9 protein-coding genes and 1 tRNA gene are annotated in these 16,556 nt (G+C 32.4%); 3 read left to right on the plus strand and 7 right to left on the minus strand.

The window, feature by feature from the left end:
• The first annotated feature begins 22 nt into the window (after nucleotides 1-22).
• Genes FIA58_RS15570 through FIA58_RS15580 form a run of 3 tightly spaced genes read left to right on the plus strand, consistent with a single transcriptional unit; the run spans nucleotide 23 to nucleotide 6,017 of the window.
• Nucleotides 23-4,156 (plus strand): eCIS core domain-containing protein, encoded by a 4,134-nt coding sequence (locus FIA58_RS15570; RefSeq protein WP_140963449.1) that lies wholly within the window; start codon nucleotides 23-25, stop codon nucleotides 4,154-4,156.
• A 10-nt stretch (nucleotides 4,157-4,166) separates the two neighbouring features.
• Nucleotides 4,167-4,730 (plus strand): imm11 family protein, encoded by a 564-nt coding sequence (locus FIA58_RS15575; RefSeq protein WP_140963451.1) that lies wholly within the window; start codon nucleotides 4,167-4,169, stop codon nucleotides 4,728-4,730.
• Nucleotides 4,731-4,739: 9 nt separating this feature from the next.
• Nucleotides 4,740-6,017: an ATP-binding protein gene (locus FIA58_RS15580; protein ID WP_140963452.1), complete on the plus strand. Its 1,278-nt coding sequence runs from the start codon at nucleotides 4,740-4,742 to the stop codon at nucleotides 6,015-6,017.
• 63 nt (nucleotides 6,018-6,080) lie between these two features.
• Here FIA58_RS15580 and FIA58_RS15585 read toward each other — a convergent pair.
• From FIA58_RS15585 to FIA58_RS15615, 7 genes are all read right to left on the minus strand, one after another.
• Nucleotides 6,081-6,154 (minus strand) — tRNA-Asn (locus FIA58_RS15585).
• A 74-nt stretch (nucleotides 6,155-6,228) separates the two neighbouring features.
• Nucleotides 6,229-7,815: a site-2 protease family protein gene (locus FIA58_RS15590; RefSeq protein ID WP_140963453.1), complete on the minus strand. Its 1,587-nt coding sequence runs from the start codon at nucleotides 7,813-7,815 to the stop codon at nucleotides 6,229-6,231.
• Nucleotides 7,816-7,889: 74 nt separating this feature from the next.
• Nucleotides 7,890-9,806: a M1 family aminopeptidase gene (locus FIA58_RS15595; RefSeq protein WP_140963455.1), complete on the minus strand. Its 1,917-nt coding sequence runs from the start codon at nucleotides 9,804-9,806 to the stop codon at nucleotides 7,890-7,892.
• A 134-nt stretch (nucleotides 9,807-9,940) separates the two neighbouring features.
• Entirely contained in the window at nucleotides 9,941-11,506 is a 1,566-nt protein-coding gene (locus FIA58_RS15600; protein ID WP_140963456.1) for a RagB/SusD family nutrient uptake outer membrane protein, read from the minus strand.
• A 10-nt stretch (nucleotides 11,507-11,516) separates the two neighbouring features.
• The gene (locus FIA58_RS15605; RefSeq protein ID WP_140963458.1) at nucleotides 11,517-14,615 is read right to left on the minus strand and encodes a SusC/RagA family TonB-linked outer membrane protein; all 3,099 of its coding nucleotides are present in this window, start codon (nucleotides 14,613-14,615) and stop codon (nucleotides 11,517-11,519) included.
• 128 nt (nucleotides 14,616-14,743) lie between these two features.
• Nucleotides 14,744-15,301, minus strand: coding sequence for a 5-formyltetrahydrofolate cyclo-ligase (locus FIA58_RS15610; RefSeq protein WP_140963460.1), 558 nt, complete (start codon nucleotides 15,299-15,301; stop codon nucleotides 14,744-14,746).
• Complete coding sequence (locus FIA58_RS15615; protein WP_140963462.1) at nucleotides 15,294-16,532, minus strand: pyridoxal-dependent decarboxylase; 1,239 nt, start codon at nucleotides 16,530-16,532, stop codon at nucleotides 15,294-15,296. The genes FIA58_RS15610 and FIA58_RS15615 overlap by 8 nt, the downstream gene beginning before the upstream one ends.
• Between the last annotated feature and the right edge of the window lie 24 nt (nucleotides 16,533-16,556).

Genomic DNA, 16,556 nt, shown 5'->3' on the forward strand with positions numbered 1-16,556 from the left:
TTTATAAAAATGATATAAGTTTATGAATCAAGCTTTAGCACATACAGAATCAAAACCAAAAGCAGCATCCAATAATGCTCCTCTTTTTAAACCTGCAATAGTTCAAAAAAAGATGAGTGTAGGTGCTGAAAATGATTCGTATGAGGCTGAAGCCGATGCAATAGCTGACAAAGTATTGCAAATGAAACCTATTGGAGAACATCGTTTTAACCAAACAAGTTCATTAGTACAAAAAAAATGTGCCCATTGTGAAGAAGAAGAAAAAGTCAGAAAAAAACCTTTAGCCGAAAACATTACTCCTTTAATTCAAAAATCATCCCTCATTTCTAGTTCAGAGTCTCAAGCACCAACTCATGTAGAAAATCAAATTAATACTACAAAAGGTTCTGGAAATCGTTTAGATAATCACACTAGAGATTATATGGAAGAACGCTTTGGGGTAGATTTTTCAGGTGTTAGAATTCATACTAATAGTCAAGCCATTCAAATGAGTCAAGATTTGAATGCTCAGGCATTTACTGTTGGTAATGATATTTATTTTAATCAAGGACAATATAATCCTAATTCTAATAAAGGGAAACATTTATTGGCTCATGAATTAACACATACGGTACAACAAAGTGGAAGTCAAGTAAAAAAACTTCAAAAAAAATCTGATAATCAAACCATACAACGAAATGTCTTTGGAGATATTGGAAGAGGAATAGCAAGAGGAGCCTCAACTGCTTGGGATTACACAGGTGGAGCTGCTATTCGTTTTGGTGGACGAGTTATTGAATGGGTTGAAGATAGGGCTGAAGAAATAATTAATGAAATTGCTCCAGGGTTATTACGTTTTTTGCGTTCTAGTATTTGGGAACCAATAAGAGACATGATAGCTAGAGGATTAGATGCTATGACAAGCGGTTTATTTAGTCGGCTACAAGAAGAAGGGTTATCAGGAATTTTACATGAATTTGTTGATAATATAATAGAAACTTTGCAAGGAAATATTGCAGATGCTTGTAGAAGTTTTGCACAATTAGCAGAAAAGATATTCAACTTTATAAGTTCACTTAGTAGTAGTGCTTTAGCCCGATTAAAAGCTACTTTTACTAAAATAAGTGGTTTTTTTAGTGGAATTTGGAGTGATTATGGGAAACCAGCAATGGATGCTATAAAACACTATGCAAGAGCAGCGTGGGATTGGGTGGTAGAAAAAGCACAATGGTTATGGGATTTGATTGCTCCTATTCGTAATGCCATTCAAAGAGCTTGGAATTGGATAAAAAGAATGTTTAATATTGCATGGGAAAGTGCTACTTCTGCTTGGGATTGGTTGGTTGAAAAAGCCACTCAGGCATGGGAATGGATAAAACAAGCTATTGAGCCTATTAAAGTTCCATTAATGATTATAGGAGGTATAATTGTTCTGTTATCACCACTAGGAATTTTTGCTGTTATTGGAGCAGCAGTTTATGGTATTTATAGAGCGGTTCAATGGGTAAGAGCTAATTGGAATGATGAAGTGTTTGTTCGTTTTAGAAATTTCTTACAACAAAACATCTTTGATCCTATACAAAGAGGAATCCAACAATTGCAAATTTTAGTAAATGCTGCCATGCAATGGTTGAGCGGTTTGTTTCGACAATTGCAAGCTGCTTTTCAATCTTTAGTAAATGCTGTTGCTCAGTCTTCCATATTTAGATTTTTAAGAGGAATAGTTCAAAGGGTTTCTTCCATGATTCGTAGTGTTACTATGTGGATTGTAACTCAAGCTACACGATTAGGAAGGTTTATTGCAGATGTAGCTCAAAGTATTTGGTCTTTTATTCGCCCAGCAGTAGTTTTAGTGGGCAAATTAGTTATTTTAGCCAATTTTCCTTGGTTAATTCCAATAGTAGTTATGGCTTGGTATTGGAGATTAATGCCAGATTGTTTTAAACCACCTATAATCAATTTTGTATTAAGAGTAATGATAGGTGTTCTTAGAGCAATGCCAAATTTTGCTATGTTTGGAGAAACTTGGGTACAAGTTAAAACTAGAATTGTAGGATTTTTACAAGAGACATTAGAAAAATCTGATGAAGAAAAAATAACAGTTGCAAATAGAGTGGCTCGAATGGTTTCTGAAATGGATTTAAGTTTACTAAGCAATCAAATAGCAGCAGCAGCAGGAGCACCAGCAGAATTTGAAGGACAAATGGAAGAGGAATTATTAGGAGTTAATTTAACAACAACATTACCATTTGAAAGAACCACTTTTGAAGAACCATCATTACAATCGCAATTTCAATCTTCTGGTTTAGGAGATAATGTTCCAGCAAGTGATGCCGCTTTATTCAGTCGTTCGGAATATACCAATCAACACATAGGAGTAGATAGTGTTGGAGAATTTGCTCCAAGTGAGGCTTTACAACAAGCTATTTTAAGTAGAATAGGAACAGAAGAAGGAATGGTAGAATTTGGGAATTCTGATGACCCTTCAAGAACTGTGCATGGAATTCTTTCCGAAATGATTCCATCTGGAGGCGCCATGGGTGAAGGTGAAGAAGGAGGTGAAGGAAATTCATCAGAAGGAAGTACTCCAGCACTTCCTCCTATGACACATGAAGAAGAAACTGAGTTTCGTTTGCAACAAATGATGGATCAAAGCAATGCAAAAATGGCAACACAAGCTTGCAATCCACCTTCACCAGAAGGAGCTTCACCAGAGGGAGCTGCGAGTGCTTTTCCAGAGGAAGCAAAATTTGGACCCCTTACCCGTTCACAAAGAGGGCGTTATACTATGAATCAAATGGCTTCTGGAATGGGTCATTGGTGGAGATGTAATAGAGGCTGGTTGATTCCATCAATTATAGGAGTTATTATAGTTATAGTTTTGGCTGAGGTATTATCAGGCGGAGCAGTTACAGCAGCATTGCCAGCAATTTTTTCAGCATTAATGCCTATTATGATAGGTGTTGCCGTATTAAGAGCTTCTTATTATTTAGGAGAATATGTTTATAAATCGATAAGTGGAGATATAGCTGGTGCCAGTAGAGCCTTAGCAAGAGGATTTGCAGTGGCTGCGGTCGAAGCTATTTTTGCCTTACTAGGAAGTTCTGCTTTTTGGAAATCATTAAGGGGAGGTATAAGTAGTGCTGGAAGAGTAGTTGGAAGAACAGCAAGTTCATTGGTAAGAGGAACAGGAAGATTAATTGCCAGTACAGGGCGTTTTGGAGCAGGACTTGTTAGAACTGTTGGAGCAGGAAGTAGATATATTTTAAGAACAGCAGGAGCTGTTATAGCACGCGGAAGAGTAATTATGCAAGGTGTGAGGGGAAGAGTAGGTCAAGGAGTTAGGACGTTGGAAGAACTTTCAGAACGATTATTTTCAAGACTTCGTTTTAGAAGATTTAGAATGCGTTTTACACGAGGTTGGTTTAGATTAGAGGGATACATTAATCCTTGGGTATTATTGGCAACAGGAAACCTTGAATTTATTGAGCAAGGACGGTTAAGACCATCTGGAGGAGGGGGATTATTAGATGATACTGTTCGTTTAGGAGATGAAGTGTTAGTAGGTTCTGGAAATGCTAGAGGAATTATTGTTGGGGTTGAAAGAAATCCTAGTAGATTTGTGAGTGAATTAGATGATTTATCTCGTACTGCAAGAATCGATGAGTTTAGAGGCTTGAGAGGACCAGCAGGAAGTAGATTGTCATCAGCGGAAAGATTAAGAATAATTCAAAATGGTGAGACTACAGCTGCATTAAGAAGAGGAATTCCTTCTCATCTTCCAAATGGAATGCATCCTCCAAATTTTCAAGCACATCATATTATACCTAGAGAACTAAGAACCGCTTTTGATGATTTCTTCAGAGCTATAGGTTTTGATATTGAAAATGGTCTTAGGAATGGAATAATGGTTCCACCAGATTTAGCCACTAGATCAGCAGCAATAGCTAGTCATCCTAATTTAGCTAGCCATTTTGGTAATTCAGCCTTGCATTTAGGATCTCACCCAGCTTATACTTTAAGAATTGAGGCAGAATTGATTCCTATAAGAAACGCTTTAACTAGTGGAACAATTACTGAAGCCCAAGCTTTAGCAAGAGTAGATGCTTTAATAGTTAGAGCACGAACGGCAATAAGTAGTGGAGGTGGTATTTCTTTAAACAGTGTTATATTTTAAAATATAAATTATGAGTAATTACAAAAGACTTTATCCTAAGTTAGAAAAAGGGAACACTTACATTGCAAATTTAATATATGATAAAGAATTTGAAAATGTTTTGTACGATGGAATTTCATTAAAAAACATGAAATCACCTAATGCGACATTAAAAAATTTGAGTGGTAAATCGTTAGATTTTTTATATGCATTGGGAGGAAAACTAATTGTATCTGAGAAAGTAAAATTATTTTTAGAGAAAACATATGATTGTTCCTATTTTGAGTTTATAGAAGTTAATTTTGAAAATAAGAAGATGAAACCTTATTATGTCTTAAATATACTAGAATTAGTTGATGCTTTTGATTGGGAAAAATCAGAATATGAATTGTTTGAGGAATTAGGACCGAAGGGTAATAAGGTAATCCAAAATATCATTAAAATGGAAATTGATGAATCAAAGACTAATAATAGAAAATTATTTAATTTATTAAATTTTGAAGGGAGCATTATTATCCATATTGATTTAGTCAATCAAATGCTTAATCATGGTATCACAGGAACATTAATTGACCCATTAATTGGTCAGAAGTAAACATTTAATATGCTTTTTCAAAACCTAAAATCATACACAATAAATTTTCTTAAATTAGAAAAAGATTCTAAGGACAATATTTCCTTTCAAAACACTTTTTCTGAAATTTTAGGAAGAGAAACCACTCATGAAGAAGGATTTCTTCTTTCTTTAGGATTAGTACCTCATGTACTTCCAAGTTTTTTAGATGAAATTATTAAAGAAGTCTATCCAGAAGGTGGCGATTTTCCAGAATTAGGTGGAGTAAAAACAGAAAATCATAGAGGATTAATTCCTACAGGGCAAACGGCTTTATATTTATTAGCTAAAAACGATGTTACTTATCGCTTGCAAATTCAACAATTATTTTCACCCGAACATTGGTTTTTTAAAGAGAATATTTTGCTTGTAGAAGAAGTTAAAGACGGAGAACCATTAATGAGTGGCAAACTAATTGTAGCAAAAGAAATAGTGCATTTGCTTTGTTATGGTGAAATTCAAAAACCAAAATTTGGCACAAATTTTCCAGCTAAAGAAGTTACTACTTTTATGGAATGGAATGATTTAATAGTAAATGAATCGGTTCATACTCAAATTAACCAAATTAAGCTTTGGATTAAACACCAGAAGACCTTATTAATGGATTGGGATATGAAAAAGCACGTGCTTCCAGGTTTTAGAACTTTGTTTTACGGACCTCCTGGCACAGGGAAAACTTTAACCGCAACATTATTTGGAAAAGAGTTTAATCGTCCTGTATATCGAATTGATTTATCGCAAGTAGTGTCTAAATACATTGGAGAAACAGAACAAAACTTAGAAAAAATATTTAATCAGGCAGAAAATAAAGATTGGATTTTATTATTTGATGAAGCAGATGCTCTTTTTGGGAAACGTACCAGCACAAAATCTTCAAATGATCGTTATGCAAATCAAGAAGTTAGTTATCTTTTACAGAGGGTTGAACGTTTTAACGGATTGGTTATTTTAACGTCAAATTTTAAAAATAACATTGATGATGCATTTTTAAGAAGGTTCAACTCAATTATTAAATTTTCAAAACCAAACATTGAGGAAAGAATTAAATTATGGACTAATGTTAAGCCAAATAATGTTGAAATAGATAGAAAATTGATAAATCTACTAGCTACAAATTATGAATTAACAGGAGCTCAAATAGTTTCCGCTATTGTTCATGCTTCTTTATTAGCAATAGAAGAAAAAGTAACTTTTTTATCAAAAGAAAATATTTTATTGGGAATTAAGGAAGAGTTTAATAAAGAAGAAAGACAATTTAATAGTTTGTAATATAAATCGTTTAAGAAAAAAATGATATAATAAAAAAGAGCAACATTTCTGTTGCTCTTTTTGCTCCCCCTCTTGGGCTCGAACCAAGGACCCTCTGATTAACAGTCAGATGCTCTAACCAACTGAGCTAAGGAGGAAGGTGTTACACCGTTTTTGCGAGTGCAAATATAGAACACAATTTTATATTTGCAAACATTTTTTTAGTTTTTTTTTAGTTTTTATTGAAGAAAGTTTCACTTATCCAAAAGTAAATATCTTTACCAAAAGTTAAAGCCATCAAAGTCAGTAAGATAATCATTCCTGCGGTTTGAACATAGCCCATTGCTTTGTCACTTAAAGTTTTTCCTGTTATCATTTCTGCAATAGTAAAAAGCGCATGCCCTCCATCTAAACCTGGAATAGGTAATAAATTCATAAAAGCAAGTCCTATTGAAAACAAAGCAGTAAAATTCCAAATAAACTCCCAGTTCCATGTGTCTGGTAATCTTCTAGCAATTCCTATAGGGCTTTGAACCTGTGTGTAAGCACCAGTTTTTGGTCTGGCAATCAATTTTAAACTTTGAACGTTATATTTAAATAAAGACCAAGATTGCTTAACGGCTTCTGGGAAAGCTTGTGAAAACCCAAGTTTTTCTACTACAGTATATTTTTCTTCTTCCTTATCGTCTAAACCAATTCCTAGCTTACCCGTTTTGTCTAATTTTATTTTTAGAAGCTCTTCTTTTCCTTTTCTTAAAACAGTTAAACTAATTTCTTTATCTTTATTATGAGATAAAATATTATTTAATTCTTTATTGGTTTCAATTTTGGTGTTATTAATGCTAACAATTATATCTTTAAATTCTAAGCCTTGTTTTTCACCTATGGAATTTTCTGCAAAACCACTGATAAAGCTATTTTTTAAAAGATAATTATAAGCTAAGCCGTAATTTTTTAAATTAATTAAACTACTATCTACTTTTGTTTTTATGCTAATTTCTTCGTTGTTTCTTTTTAGAATAAAATTTATAGAATCTTTTTTTAGATTTTTCAGGGTATCAATAAATTCATCTACATAGGTGAATTTGTAATCATCGATTCCAATAATTTCATCATATTTTTCAAAGAAATTGTGTTGCCCTTTAAAAGAATCTATAAAATATTGATTCATATTTGATCTTGCATGGACAAATCCTCTACCTTCTTTTTTTATAATTTCTCCTTTTTGTTCATCAGTTAGTAATAATTCAACCTTTTCTCCTTGACGATCAATTTCTACTTTGTCTCCAAAAAGAACTCCCATGGTCATGAATTTAAAATCATCATAAAATTCACCGTCAATTCCTATAATTTTATCTCCATTTTTAAAACCAACATTCTGACCTACTTCACCGAAAGATAATCCGTTTTTTTGAAGCTCGTTAGTAGAAATTACTTTTTTACCAACGGTTGTATACATAATAGTAAAAATGAACCACGCTAATAAAATATTAACTATAATTCCACCTAGCATAATGATTAATCGTTGCCAAGCTGGTTTTGAACGAAATTCCCAAGGTTGTGCTTCTTGTTTCATTTGTTCAGTATCCATACTTTCATCTATCATACCAGCTAATTTAACATAGCCTCCTAAAGGCAACCAACCAATTCCCCATTCGGTTTCTCCAATTTTTTTCTTAATTAATGAAAATCCAGCATCCATAAATAAATAAAATTTTTCTACTCTTACTTTAAATATTTTAGCTGTTATATAATGACCAAATTCATGAAGAATGACTAATACTGAAAGTATAAATAGAATTTGAGCTAATTGAATCATGTGTTTTATTTTATAATTTTGAAAAGCAAAAGTAAGGTTTTCACCTTACTTTTTACTATTATTTTTAGAAGAGCCTATTTTTTTATAAATTTTTTATGAATTACACCTTCTGAAGTACTTATTTTAGCAAAATGAATCCCATTAGTTAATGTTTCAATTGAAAAATCTTTAGCATGATTTGTTAAAACTAACTGACCTAAAGCATTGTAACATTCTATTTTTTCAATAGTGATAGTGCTTGGAAGTTGAATGTGTAAGTTTTTATTAGATGGATTCGGATATAATGTAACTATTTCTGCTAATTCAAAATTTTCATTACCTAAAGTAGTGATATTATTTCTTGAAATAATATGGCTATTTGGGTCAAATTCAACACCAGTTATAGGAAACGGGACAGAAACAATAAACTCTTGTCCATCAAATTGATGATTCACAATTACATCATAAGTCTGACCAGTACTGTTTATTAATCTTATTTCTAGAGGCATTTCGAAATAGGAAACACTAGCATCAGATTGTGTTTGTGAAATGGTAATTTTGGCTTGACCATTTCCCCAATTTTGAGCTGTAACAGTATAGCTAGGATAGCCTTCTCCATACAACCAATCATTAAAATACTCGTCTAAATTACTTCCAAATACAGCTTCTAAATGCGATTTTAAGTCATCAGTAACAGCATATTTATAAGCGAGATTGGAATCTGCTAAATAATTTTTGATTGCTTGAAAAAAGGCAGCATCTCCCATTTTCCATCGAAGCATATGAATGACCATAGCTCCTTTATTATAACTTAATCTACTGCTGAAAATTCTATTTACGTTTAAAGCTTCTGTGTCAGTAAGGTAAACAGCACCTGTGGTTTGAGAAGTTATATTGTTTATTTTTCCATTTTTCCAAGAAACAAAAGAGGATGCACCATCTAAATTTTCTACTACTAAACCAGATAAATATTCAGCAAAACCTTCGTTTAACCAAATGTCTTTCCATGAGCCGCAAGTAACTTTGTCACCAAACCATTGATGAGCCAATTCGTGAGCAATTAAATTTCTTCCAAAACTATTCATGAATGAAACAGTGGTATGTTCCATTCCTCCACCCCAACCAAATTGTGCATGACCATATTTTTCATTATGAAAAGGATAAGGCTCAAATAAGGTTTCGTAAACATTCATTATAGGTAATGTTTGAGCCAATTGGGTTTGAGCGCTTGAAAAATTTTCTGGATAAATGTAATTTACAATAGGGAAATCGTTTGGAATAGTTCCTGCTGTTTGAGTAAAAACTTGATAATTAGTTACTGCTATTGCAACTAAATAGGCAGGTATGGCATAACCATGATGAAAGTGAGTGGTTTTTGTCCCATTTCCATTATCAATAGCGGATTGTTCTAAGCCATTAGAAACACTAACATAAGCTATTGGAGCTGTGATATAGACGTCAATGCTTTCTATTTTGTCACTTAAGTCTTGTTTACATGGCCACCAATCTCTTGCGCCAAATGGTTCAGAAAGAGTATAAATTATTGGGGTTCCGTTATGAGTTGACGTAGTAAAAGCGGCTTCACCTGATGCTGGAGCACCAGAATAAGTAATAACAACGGTTCCATTATTTCCAGTTGAAATTGTAGTAGGTAAAGTAATTACCAGTTCGTTATTTGCGTTCTGTATAAATGATAACGAATTGCTATTCATAGTAACAGAACTAACAGTTAATTGATTTGTTAAATCAAATGTGACCATATTCATATCTGACAAAGCAGTAAATGTGGTAGTTACTTGTCCTGAAATGTTATAAACTGCCGGATCAACTTCAAAACGTAATTCTTGGTAGGTTACGTCATAATTTTGAGTATTAGGATTTACCTGAATATTTTGTAAAGAAGAAGCTGATTTCATTTCTGCTTCAACCATTCTATTAAATTCTTCGCTTTCAATTTGAGAATAACTTGCGATTGAAAGTAATATTAAAAGAGGTAAAAGATATTTTTTCATTTATGTGTTTTTTGAATTTTAATAAAATACTTTTTTGCTAAAGTATTAATTTTTTTAAGAAAAAATATAAATAAAAAAAGACTGCAATAAGCAGTCCTTTAAATAACTAAACAAATTTGAGACCCAAGAAATACTTACCAGCCTGGGTTTTGTTGGGTTGCTAAAGTTGGATTTGAATTTAATTCAACTTGTGGTATTGGCCATAAAAATTTAAAATTATTTCCAGGAATAGCATCTACACCTAAAGGACCAGTGTAAGGTGTTCCTAATGTAAAAGTTGCTGCTGCTGGGTTACCATTAGCTATTTTAGCAGGAATTCCATCAATTGGGAACAAGTTGTCTCCTTGAAGTCTGTGTATGTCTCCCCATCTTTTTCCTTCCATTAAAAATTCAATTCTTCTTTCTTTTAAAATGGCACCAACAAGTTCAGTAGCGTCTGCAAAAGTAGATGCTGTGTATGCTTGTGTTGTAGGATTTGCTAATGAACGATTTCTCACTGTATTTAGTCTATTTAGAGATTCAGTTAAATCAGGAGAAGTTTTTCTGGCATAAGCTTCTGCCATATTTAATAAGACTTCTGCGTATCTAATTACTGGAGCTGCATCAGTATAATTTACTCCATCTCTATATTTAGCTGTGTATTTTCTTCCTGAAAATGTAAACACCATTCCATCAGGATTATTATCTGAATCATAAGTTTCATTTCTTCTTTTGTCATCAACTAACCAGCTTGGATCTCTCCAGATAATAGGACTGATACAAACAAGTCTTCTTCTGTTGTATTGAGAGGCTAATGCAGCATTTACACCAGGATTATTAGTTGAAGCATGGAGAATTGAAAAAATCGATTCAGTATTTGCATAATTATTGTCAAAAACTCCGTCTGGCTCAGCAGTCAAAGTATAAGCGGTTAATTTATTACCTTCTAGGATTACATTATTCCAATCCCTCTTATGTAAGTATACTCTAGTTTTAAATGCAATAGCTGCATCTTTTGAAGCTTTTGTTAATTGGGTATTTGATATTTTAGCTTCAGCATCATCTAAATCCGCAAGAATTTTCGCATAACATTCAGCTACTGTATTTCTTGGTTTTAATAATTCTGAGTCAATTTCATTTTGAGTATTAATTCCTACTTCTCTATATGGTATGCCTAGGTGTGTTGCTCCTGAAGTTGTACTATAAGTTCTAGCAAAATGATTTAATAATTCAAAGTGAGTGATGGCTCTTAAAAATTTGGATTGACCAATGTAGTTGTCTGCATCACTTTGAGAGATAATTCCATTTGCTGCTGCAGTTGTAACTCCTTCAATCATTAAATTACATCTATTGATTAGTCGATAACCGTCTATCCAATAATAAACATTATTAGCTGTTGTAGCATCATATGTTGCAGTGTAAGTTAATTGATAAAAAGTTGCAGTATTAACAACGTCTTCTCCTCTACAATCGTCTTGCTCAACAAAAGCTGCTCCCCAAATATATCCTCTACCTCCATTTGGATTTGTAGAATTATATTGACCAATTGCAGCGGCATTATAAACACCATTCATTGAGCTCTCAATTAAAGATGGTGATGAAAAAGCATCTTCAATAGAAATGTTGTTTACTGGGCTTAAATCTAGTATAGCTTCTTCAGAACAAGAGCATAGACTAAATATAAAAACAGAGATTCCTAAAATTTTAATTATATTTTTCATATTCTTTTTTTTATAATTTTACGTTTACTCCAAATGAAACAATTTTAGCTCGAGGTGTTCCATTTAAGTCAACTCCTGAAGTTTCCATTTCTGGATTTAAACCTTTGTATTTAGTAATCATTAACATGTTTTGAGCTTGAACAAAGAATCTAAAAGAATCAACTCTTACTAAATCAGTTATTGTCTTAGGGAAACTATATCCTAAAGAAATATTGTCTAAACTTATAAAATCTGCATCCTCAACAAAGCGTGTAGAGGCATTACCTGTTAGGTTTACAAATGTGTTGCCACTTGCATATAACATTGGTGTAACTCCGTCTCCTGGCTCATCAATACTTTGCCATCTTCCAAGTATTTCAGTACTGTTGTTGTTTAAATTTTGAGTAACTAAATCTCTTCTTGTTGAATTGAAAATTTTATTTCCTCCACTGAATCTAAATAAGAAACTTAAATCTAAATTTTTATAAAAAAAGGTTGAGTTAAAACCACCATAATAGGTAGGTAGTGTATTGCCAAGTATTTTTTTGTCTACGGCAGCTAATGATGATGCTGTGCTTAAATCAGTAGGATTGTTCGGATCAAACACAAAATAGGTACTTGTAGGGATATTTCCTTGTACTAAAGTTCCATCTGCTTTATAATAAACTGGGTTGCCATTAGCTGGATTGACACCCCAATATTCATAACCATAAAGTGAATTTATTGATTCCCCTTGTCTTATAATAATATTTTGACTTATATTGGCATCTGTACTTGAACCTCCTATTATGTCTGCACTATTATTAGGTAGCGATGTTATTTCGTTTTTGGTCAAAGTTAGATTTGCAGCTAAATTCCATCTAAAGTTATCTTTGTTTATTACATTGTAGTCAACAGAGAATTCGAGCCCTTTATTTAGCGATGCTCCAATGTTTTTAGAAATAAAATTGCTTGGAACTCCTAAGGATTGAGCTACAGGAACTTGTAGAATTAAACCATCAATGTCATTTTTAAAATAATCAACAGTTATTTTTAATTTATTCTTGAATAGGGCTATATCTACACCAAAATCTGTCTTTTTGCTAGATTCCCATTTTAATTGATCGTTTCCAAATTGAGAAAAAGCAATACCGTTATTTGTCCCATATTGAGAAGCAGTAGTTAAACCTAAATAAGGATAGCTACCTATATCAATGTTACCTACTTGAGAATAGGAACCTCTAATTTTAAATTCAGAAACATATTCATTAATACTTTGCATAAATTCTTCATTAGCAACATTCCATCCAGCTGAGTACCCTGTGAATGTATTCCATCTATTTTGATCGCTTAAATTTGAAATACCATCACGTCTATATGAACCTTGTATGAAATATTTCTGATTATAATTATAAGAAAGTCTGCCTATGTAGGATATAATTCCACTTTCAAATACACTACCACCAGATTCTTGAGTTCCGTATGAACCTGTAACTAGGTTTTGGTTGTAGAATTCATCTAATAAATCTGTTCCATTGCCAAAGAAATATTGGCTTTTTTGCTTTTGATATTCAGTAACTAAAGTTGCAGAAACATTGTGCTTATTTAAAAATGTTTTATTGTAAGTTAAATTGTTTTGCCAGTTCCATCTCAATAGTTCAGTGTTGTCATTTTGTAACCTTCCATTAGATCCTCTTCCGTCTCCGTGTACAGGATTCCAATATAAAAAGCCACCTGTGATAGGATTATCTACACTTGCTTGTACTCTGAAGTTTAAATCTTTAGTAAGTTTAGCAGAAGCAAATACGTTTGCTAAAGTTCTATTGACTTTTGAGTAATATCTATTATGGTCTAAGACATAAACTATATTCGTGATATTGTCTCCTACTGGGTCTGTGTTGTCCCATTGTCCAACTACTGAATTATCACTAGATAAATTATAACCAGTTGGGTGTGAAGGGTCGTAAATAGGAGTGTTTGGTAGTTGTTTAGTGGCGTTATAAATATTTCCAGACAATGAGCTTCCACCAATATTTAATCCATCATACTCCGTTCTTGTAAGGGAGACACCAGTTCCAATTGTTAGCCATTTATTTAAATCATGTTCAATGTTGGTTCTAATATTGTAACGAGCCATTGAATTAGAGATAGCTATTCCATCTTGTTGTGTGTAACCAATAGATAAGAAGTATTTAGTTTTATCTGAGCCACCATTAAAAGATAAGTTATGACTCATTTGTAAAGCGCTTTTGTTTAGTACTGCTGCTTGCCAGTCTGTGTTATAGTCACTTCCAATAGCCCAAGGATTTTGTCCTCTATTTGTTCTCTTTTCATTTGCAATTGTTAAAAAATCACTTGTTTTTAACAAGTCAAATGTTTCAACAGCAGAAGCAAACCCTATAACATTGTCGTAGTTTACTTGCATTGTGCCTTTTTTACCTTTTTTAGTTGTAATTAAAATTACACCATTTGCTCCTCTAGAGCCATAAATTGCGGTAGCTGCACCGTCTTTTAAAATGTCATATGTTTCAATATCATTTGGATTTAAATCGGCCAATGCATTTGTGTTAGCATAACCTCCAATGTCTCCTGTATAAACAGGTAAGCCATCTATTACAACTAAAGGATAAGTTCCAGAATTAATAGAAGAAACACCTCTAATTCTAATTCTAGGAACTGAACCGATAATTCCATTTGAAGTTGTAATTTGAACACCCGCAGATCTACCTGCTAGTTGACTTTCAAAACTAGGGGTAACTAAGTTCTGTATAGCGCTTCCTTTTACTTGAGATACTGATCCAGTAACATCACTTTTCTTTTGTGTTCCATAACCAATGACAACAATCGTCTCAAGCTCTGCAACATCTTCTTCCAATGTAACATTTACAATAGAGCCAGTTACAATAACTTCTTTGTTTTTAAAACTTACATAAGAGAAAATTAAAACATCTCCTTGATTAGCATTAATTGAATAACCACCATCAAAATTAGTAGTTGTTCCTTTTTTGGTGCCTTTTACAGTTACATTTGCCCCAGATAGAGGGCCAATGGCATCAGAAACGACTCCTGTTATAGTTTTTTCCTGTGCGAAGGAAAACTGTAATAAAAACGCAATTATAAGCGTCAGAATCCATTTAAAATTAAATTTCATATTTCATATTTTGAATTGGTTATCGCAAAGATTATGAAATTTTTTTCACATTTAACTTTTTTTTAATAAAATTCTTTTGTTTTTTCTAAAAAAAAAACAGGTATGAGGTTTTTGTAAGTTTTTGGTGATTAATATATGTTTTTTTGTGTCACAATAAAATCTAATTTAACATCATTTTTAAAAATATTATCAATTTTATCTTCATATTCAAAAAAAGATAGTCCAATTTTAACAATATCTTTTCGACATTCTAAAATAAACTTATCATAGAAACCTTTACCATAGCCTACGCGATTCCCTTGTTTGTCATAAGCTAAAAGTGGAACAAAAACAACATCAATCATTTCTGGAGGAACTTTTAAGCCATTAATAGGTTCTGGAATATTGTACTCATTTTTCTTTATTTTGGTATTGTCGGTTAATAAGAAGTGAGTCATTGAAGTAGTTTTAAAATCAGATTTTGAAACCACAACTTCTTTGTCTTTTCCAGCTAGAATTTGTAAAATGTATTCGGTATTTACTTCCTTTTGCTCTTCAATGGGTAAAAAAATATGATAATAAGTCTTATTCCAAATATCCATTTTTAGTAATTGATTGGCTATAGCTAAACTTTTATCTTCAATTTCTTTTTGTGAAAGTTGCTGTCTTAATCTTTTGTATTTCTGTCTTAGTTCTTTTTTATTCATGAATAGAAATTTTCAGTTCGTTTATAAAAGTAGTCAAATGTTCAATTTCTACATGATCCATTAAAACAATTTTGTACCATTTATTATGTTTGTTATGTTGTTGAGGGACTAGGTCATATTTTTCTGCAATAGTTTCAGGTATGTTTTGAGAATGAATAGTAACAATATTCATGTATGGTTCTCTAAAATATTTTATTCCCAATTTATCCAATTCACTACATAAGAAATGAGTCCTCATCTGGAGAATGCTAATTTTTTCATACCAACCATGAGGACCATAAGTAAATAAAATCATCCATACAGCAACTGCATTTGCGCCTGAACGGCTCCCACAAAGTGTTAAATCCATTCCTTCTACATATTCTGCTTCTTTAGTCAATACATTTTCAATTAACCCTTTTCTACAAATAAAAATACCTGTTCCATAAGGAGCTTGAAGCATTTTATGTGCATCAATTGTAATTGAACTTATTTTTGAATTGTTAAAATTAATTTCAGAAAGTTTGTTGCTAAATGGATACACAAAGCCTCCATAAGCACCATCTATATGCAGCTTATAATTTGCATTATGTTTTTCTAATATATTTGTGTAAATAGAAGGATCATCAACAGATCCAAACATCGTTGTTCCCATATTGGCAACAGCTATAAAATATTTTTTACCAGTTAAAATTGCTTTAGCAATAATTTGATCTAATTTATCTTTTTGAATTTCTCTCGAGTCAAACGCTACAGGAATTTTTAACCAATCAATTTGTAATAAGTTTGAGCCTTTAGGAATAGAGTAATGAGTGTCTTCTGAAGTTAAAATAGCAATCTCACTTAACTTAGCGTTAAAATGGTGCATAAAGTAATTTCTATAAACCCAGAGAGCTTGTATGTTGGCTTCGGTTCCTCCAGGAGCAATATATCCATCAAATTCTTTTTCCTTAGCATTAAAGATGTCTACGGCAAGAACATTTAAGACTTCTCTTTCAATTTCTTGTGTCCCATTAAAAGCTTTTTCTGAAGTTCCGAAAGTATGGCAACCAATGTTATTAGGATTGGCAACATAAGTTTGTAAGGTAGGTGCATCTCTTAAAAAAGGAGCATCATCATAAAAAACTTTTCCATCTAATTTTGATGCGGGGTAACCTAGAGAAGTGTCTTTAGAAAAATTTACATTTTCTTTTAGTGCTTCTTGTATTCTATTCTTTAACTGATCTTGTTTTAATTTTTTCCAGAATTGCATGTCTTTTTTTTACAAATTTACAAT

It is taken from the genome of Flavobacterium jejuense (assembly GCF_006491595.2).
Taxonomy (GTDB): domain Bacteria; phylum Bacteroidota; class Bacteroidia; order Flavobacteriales; family Flavobacteriaceae; genus Flavobacterium; species Flavobacterium jejuense.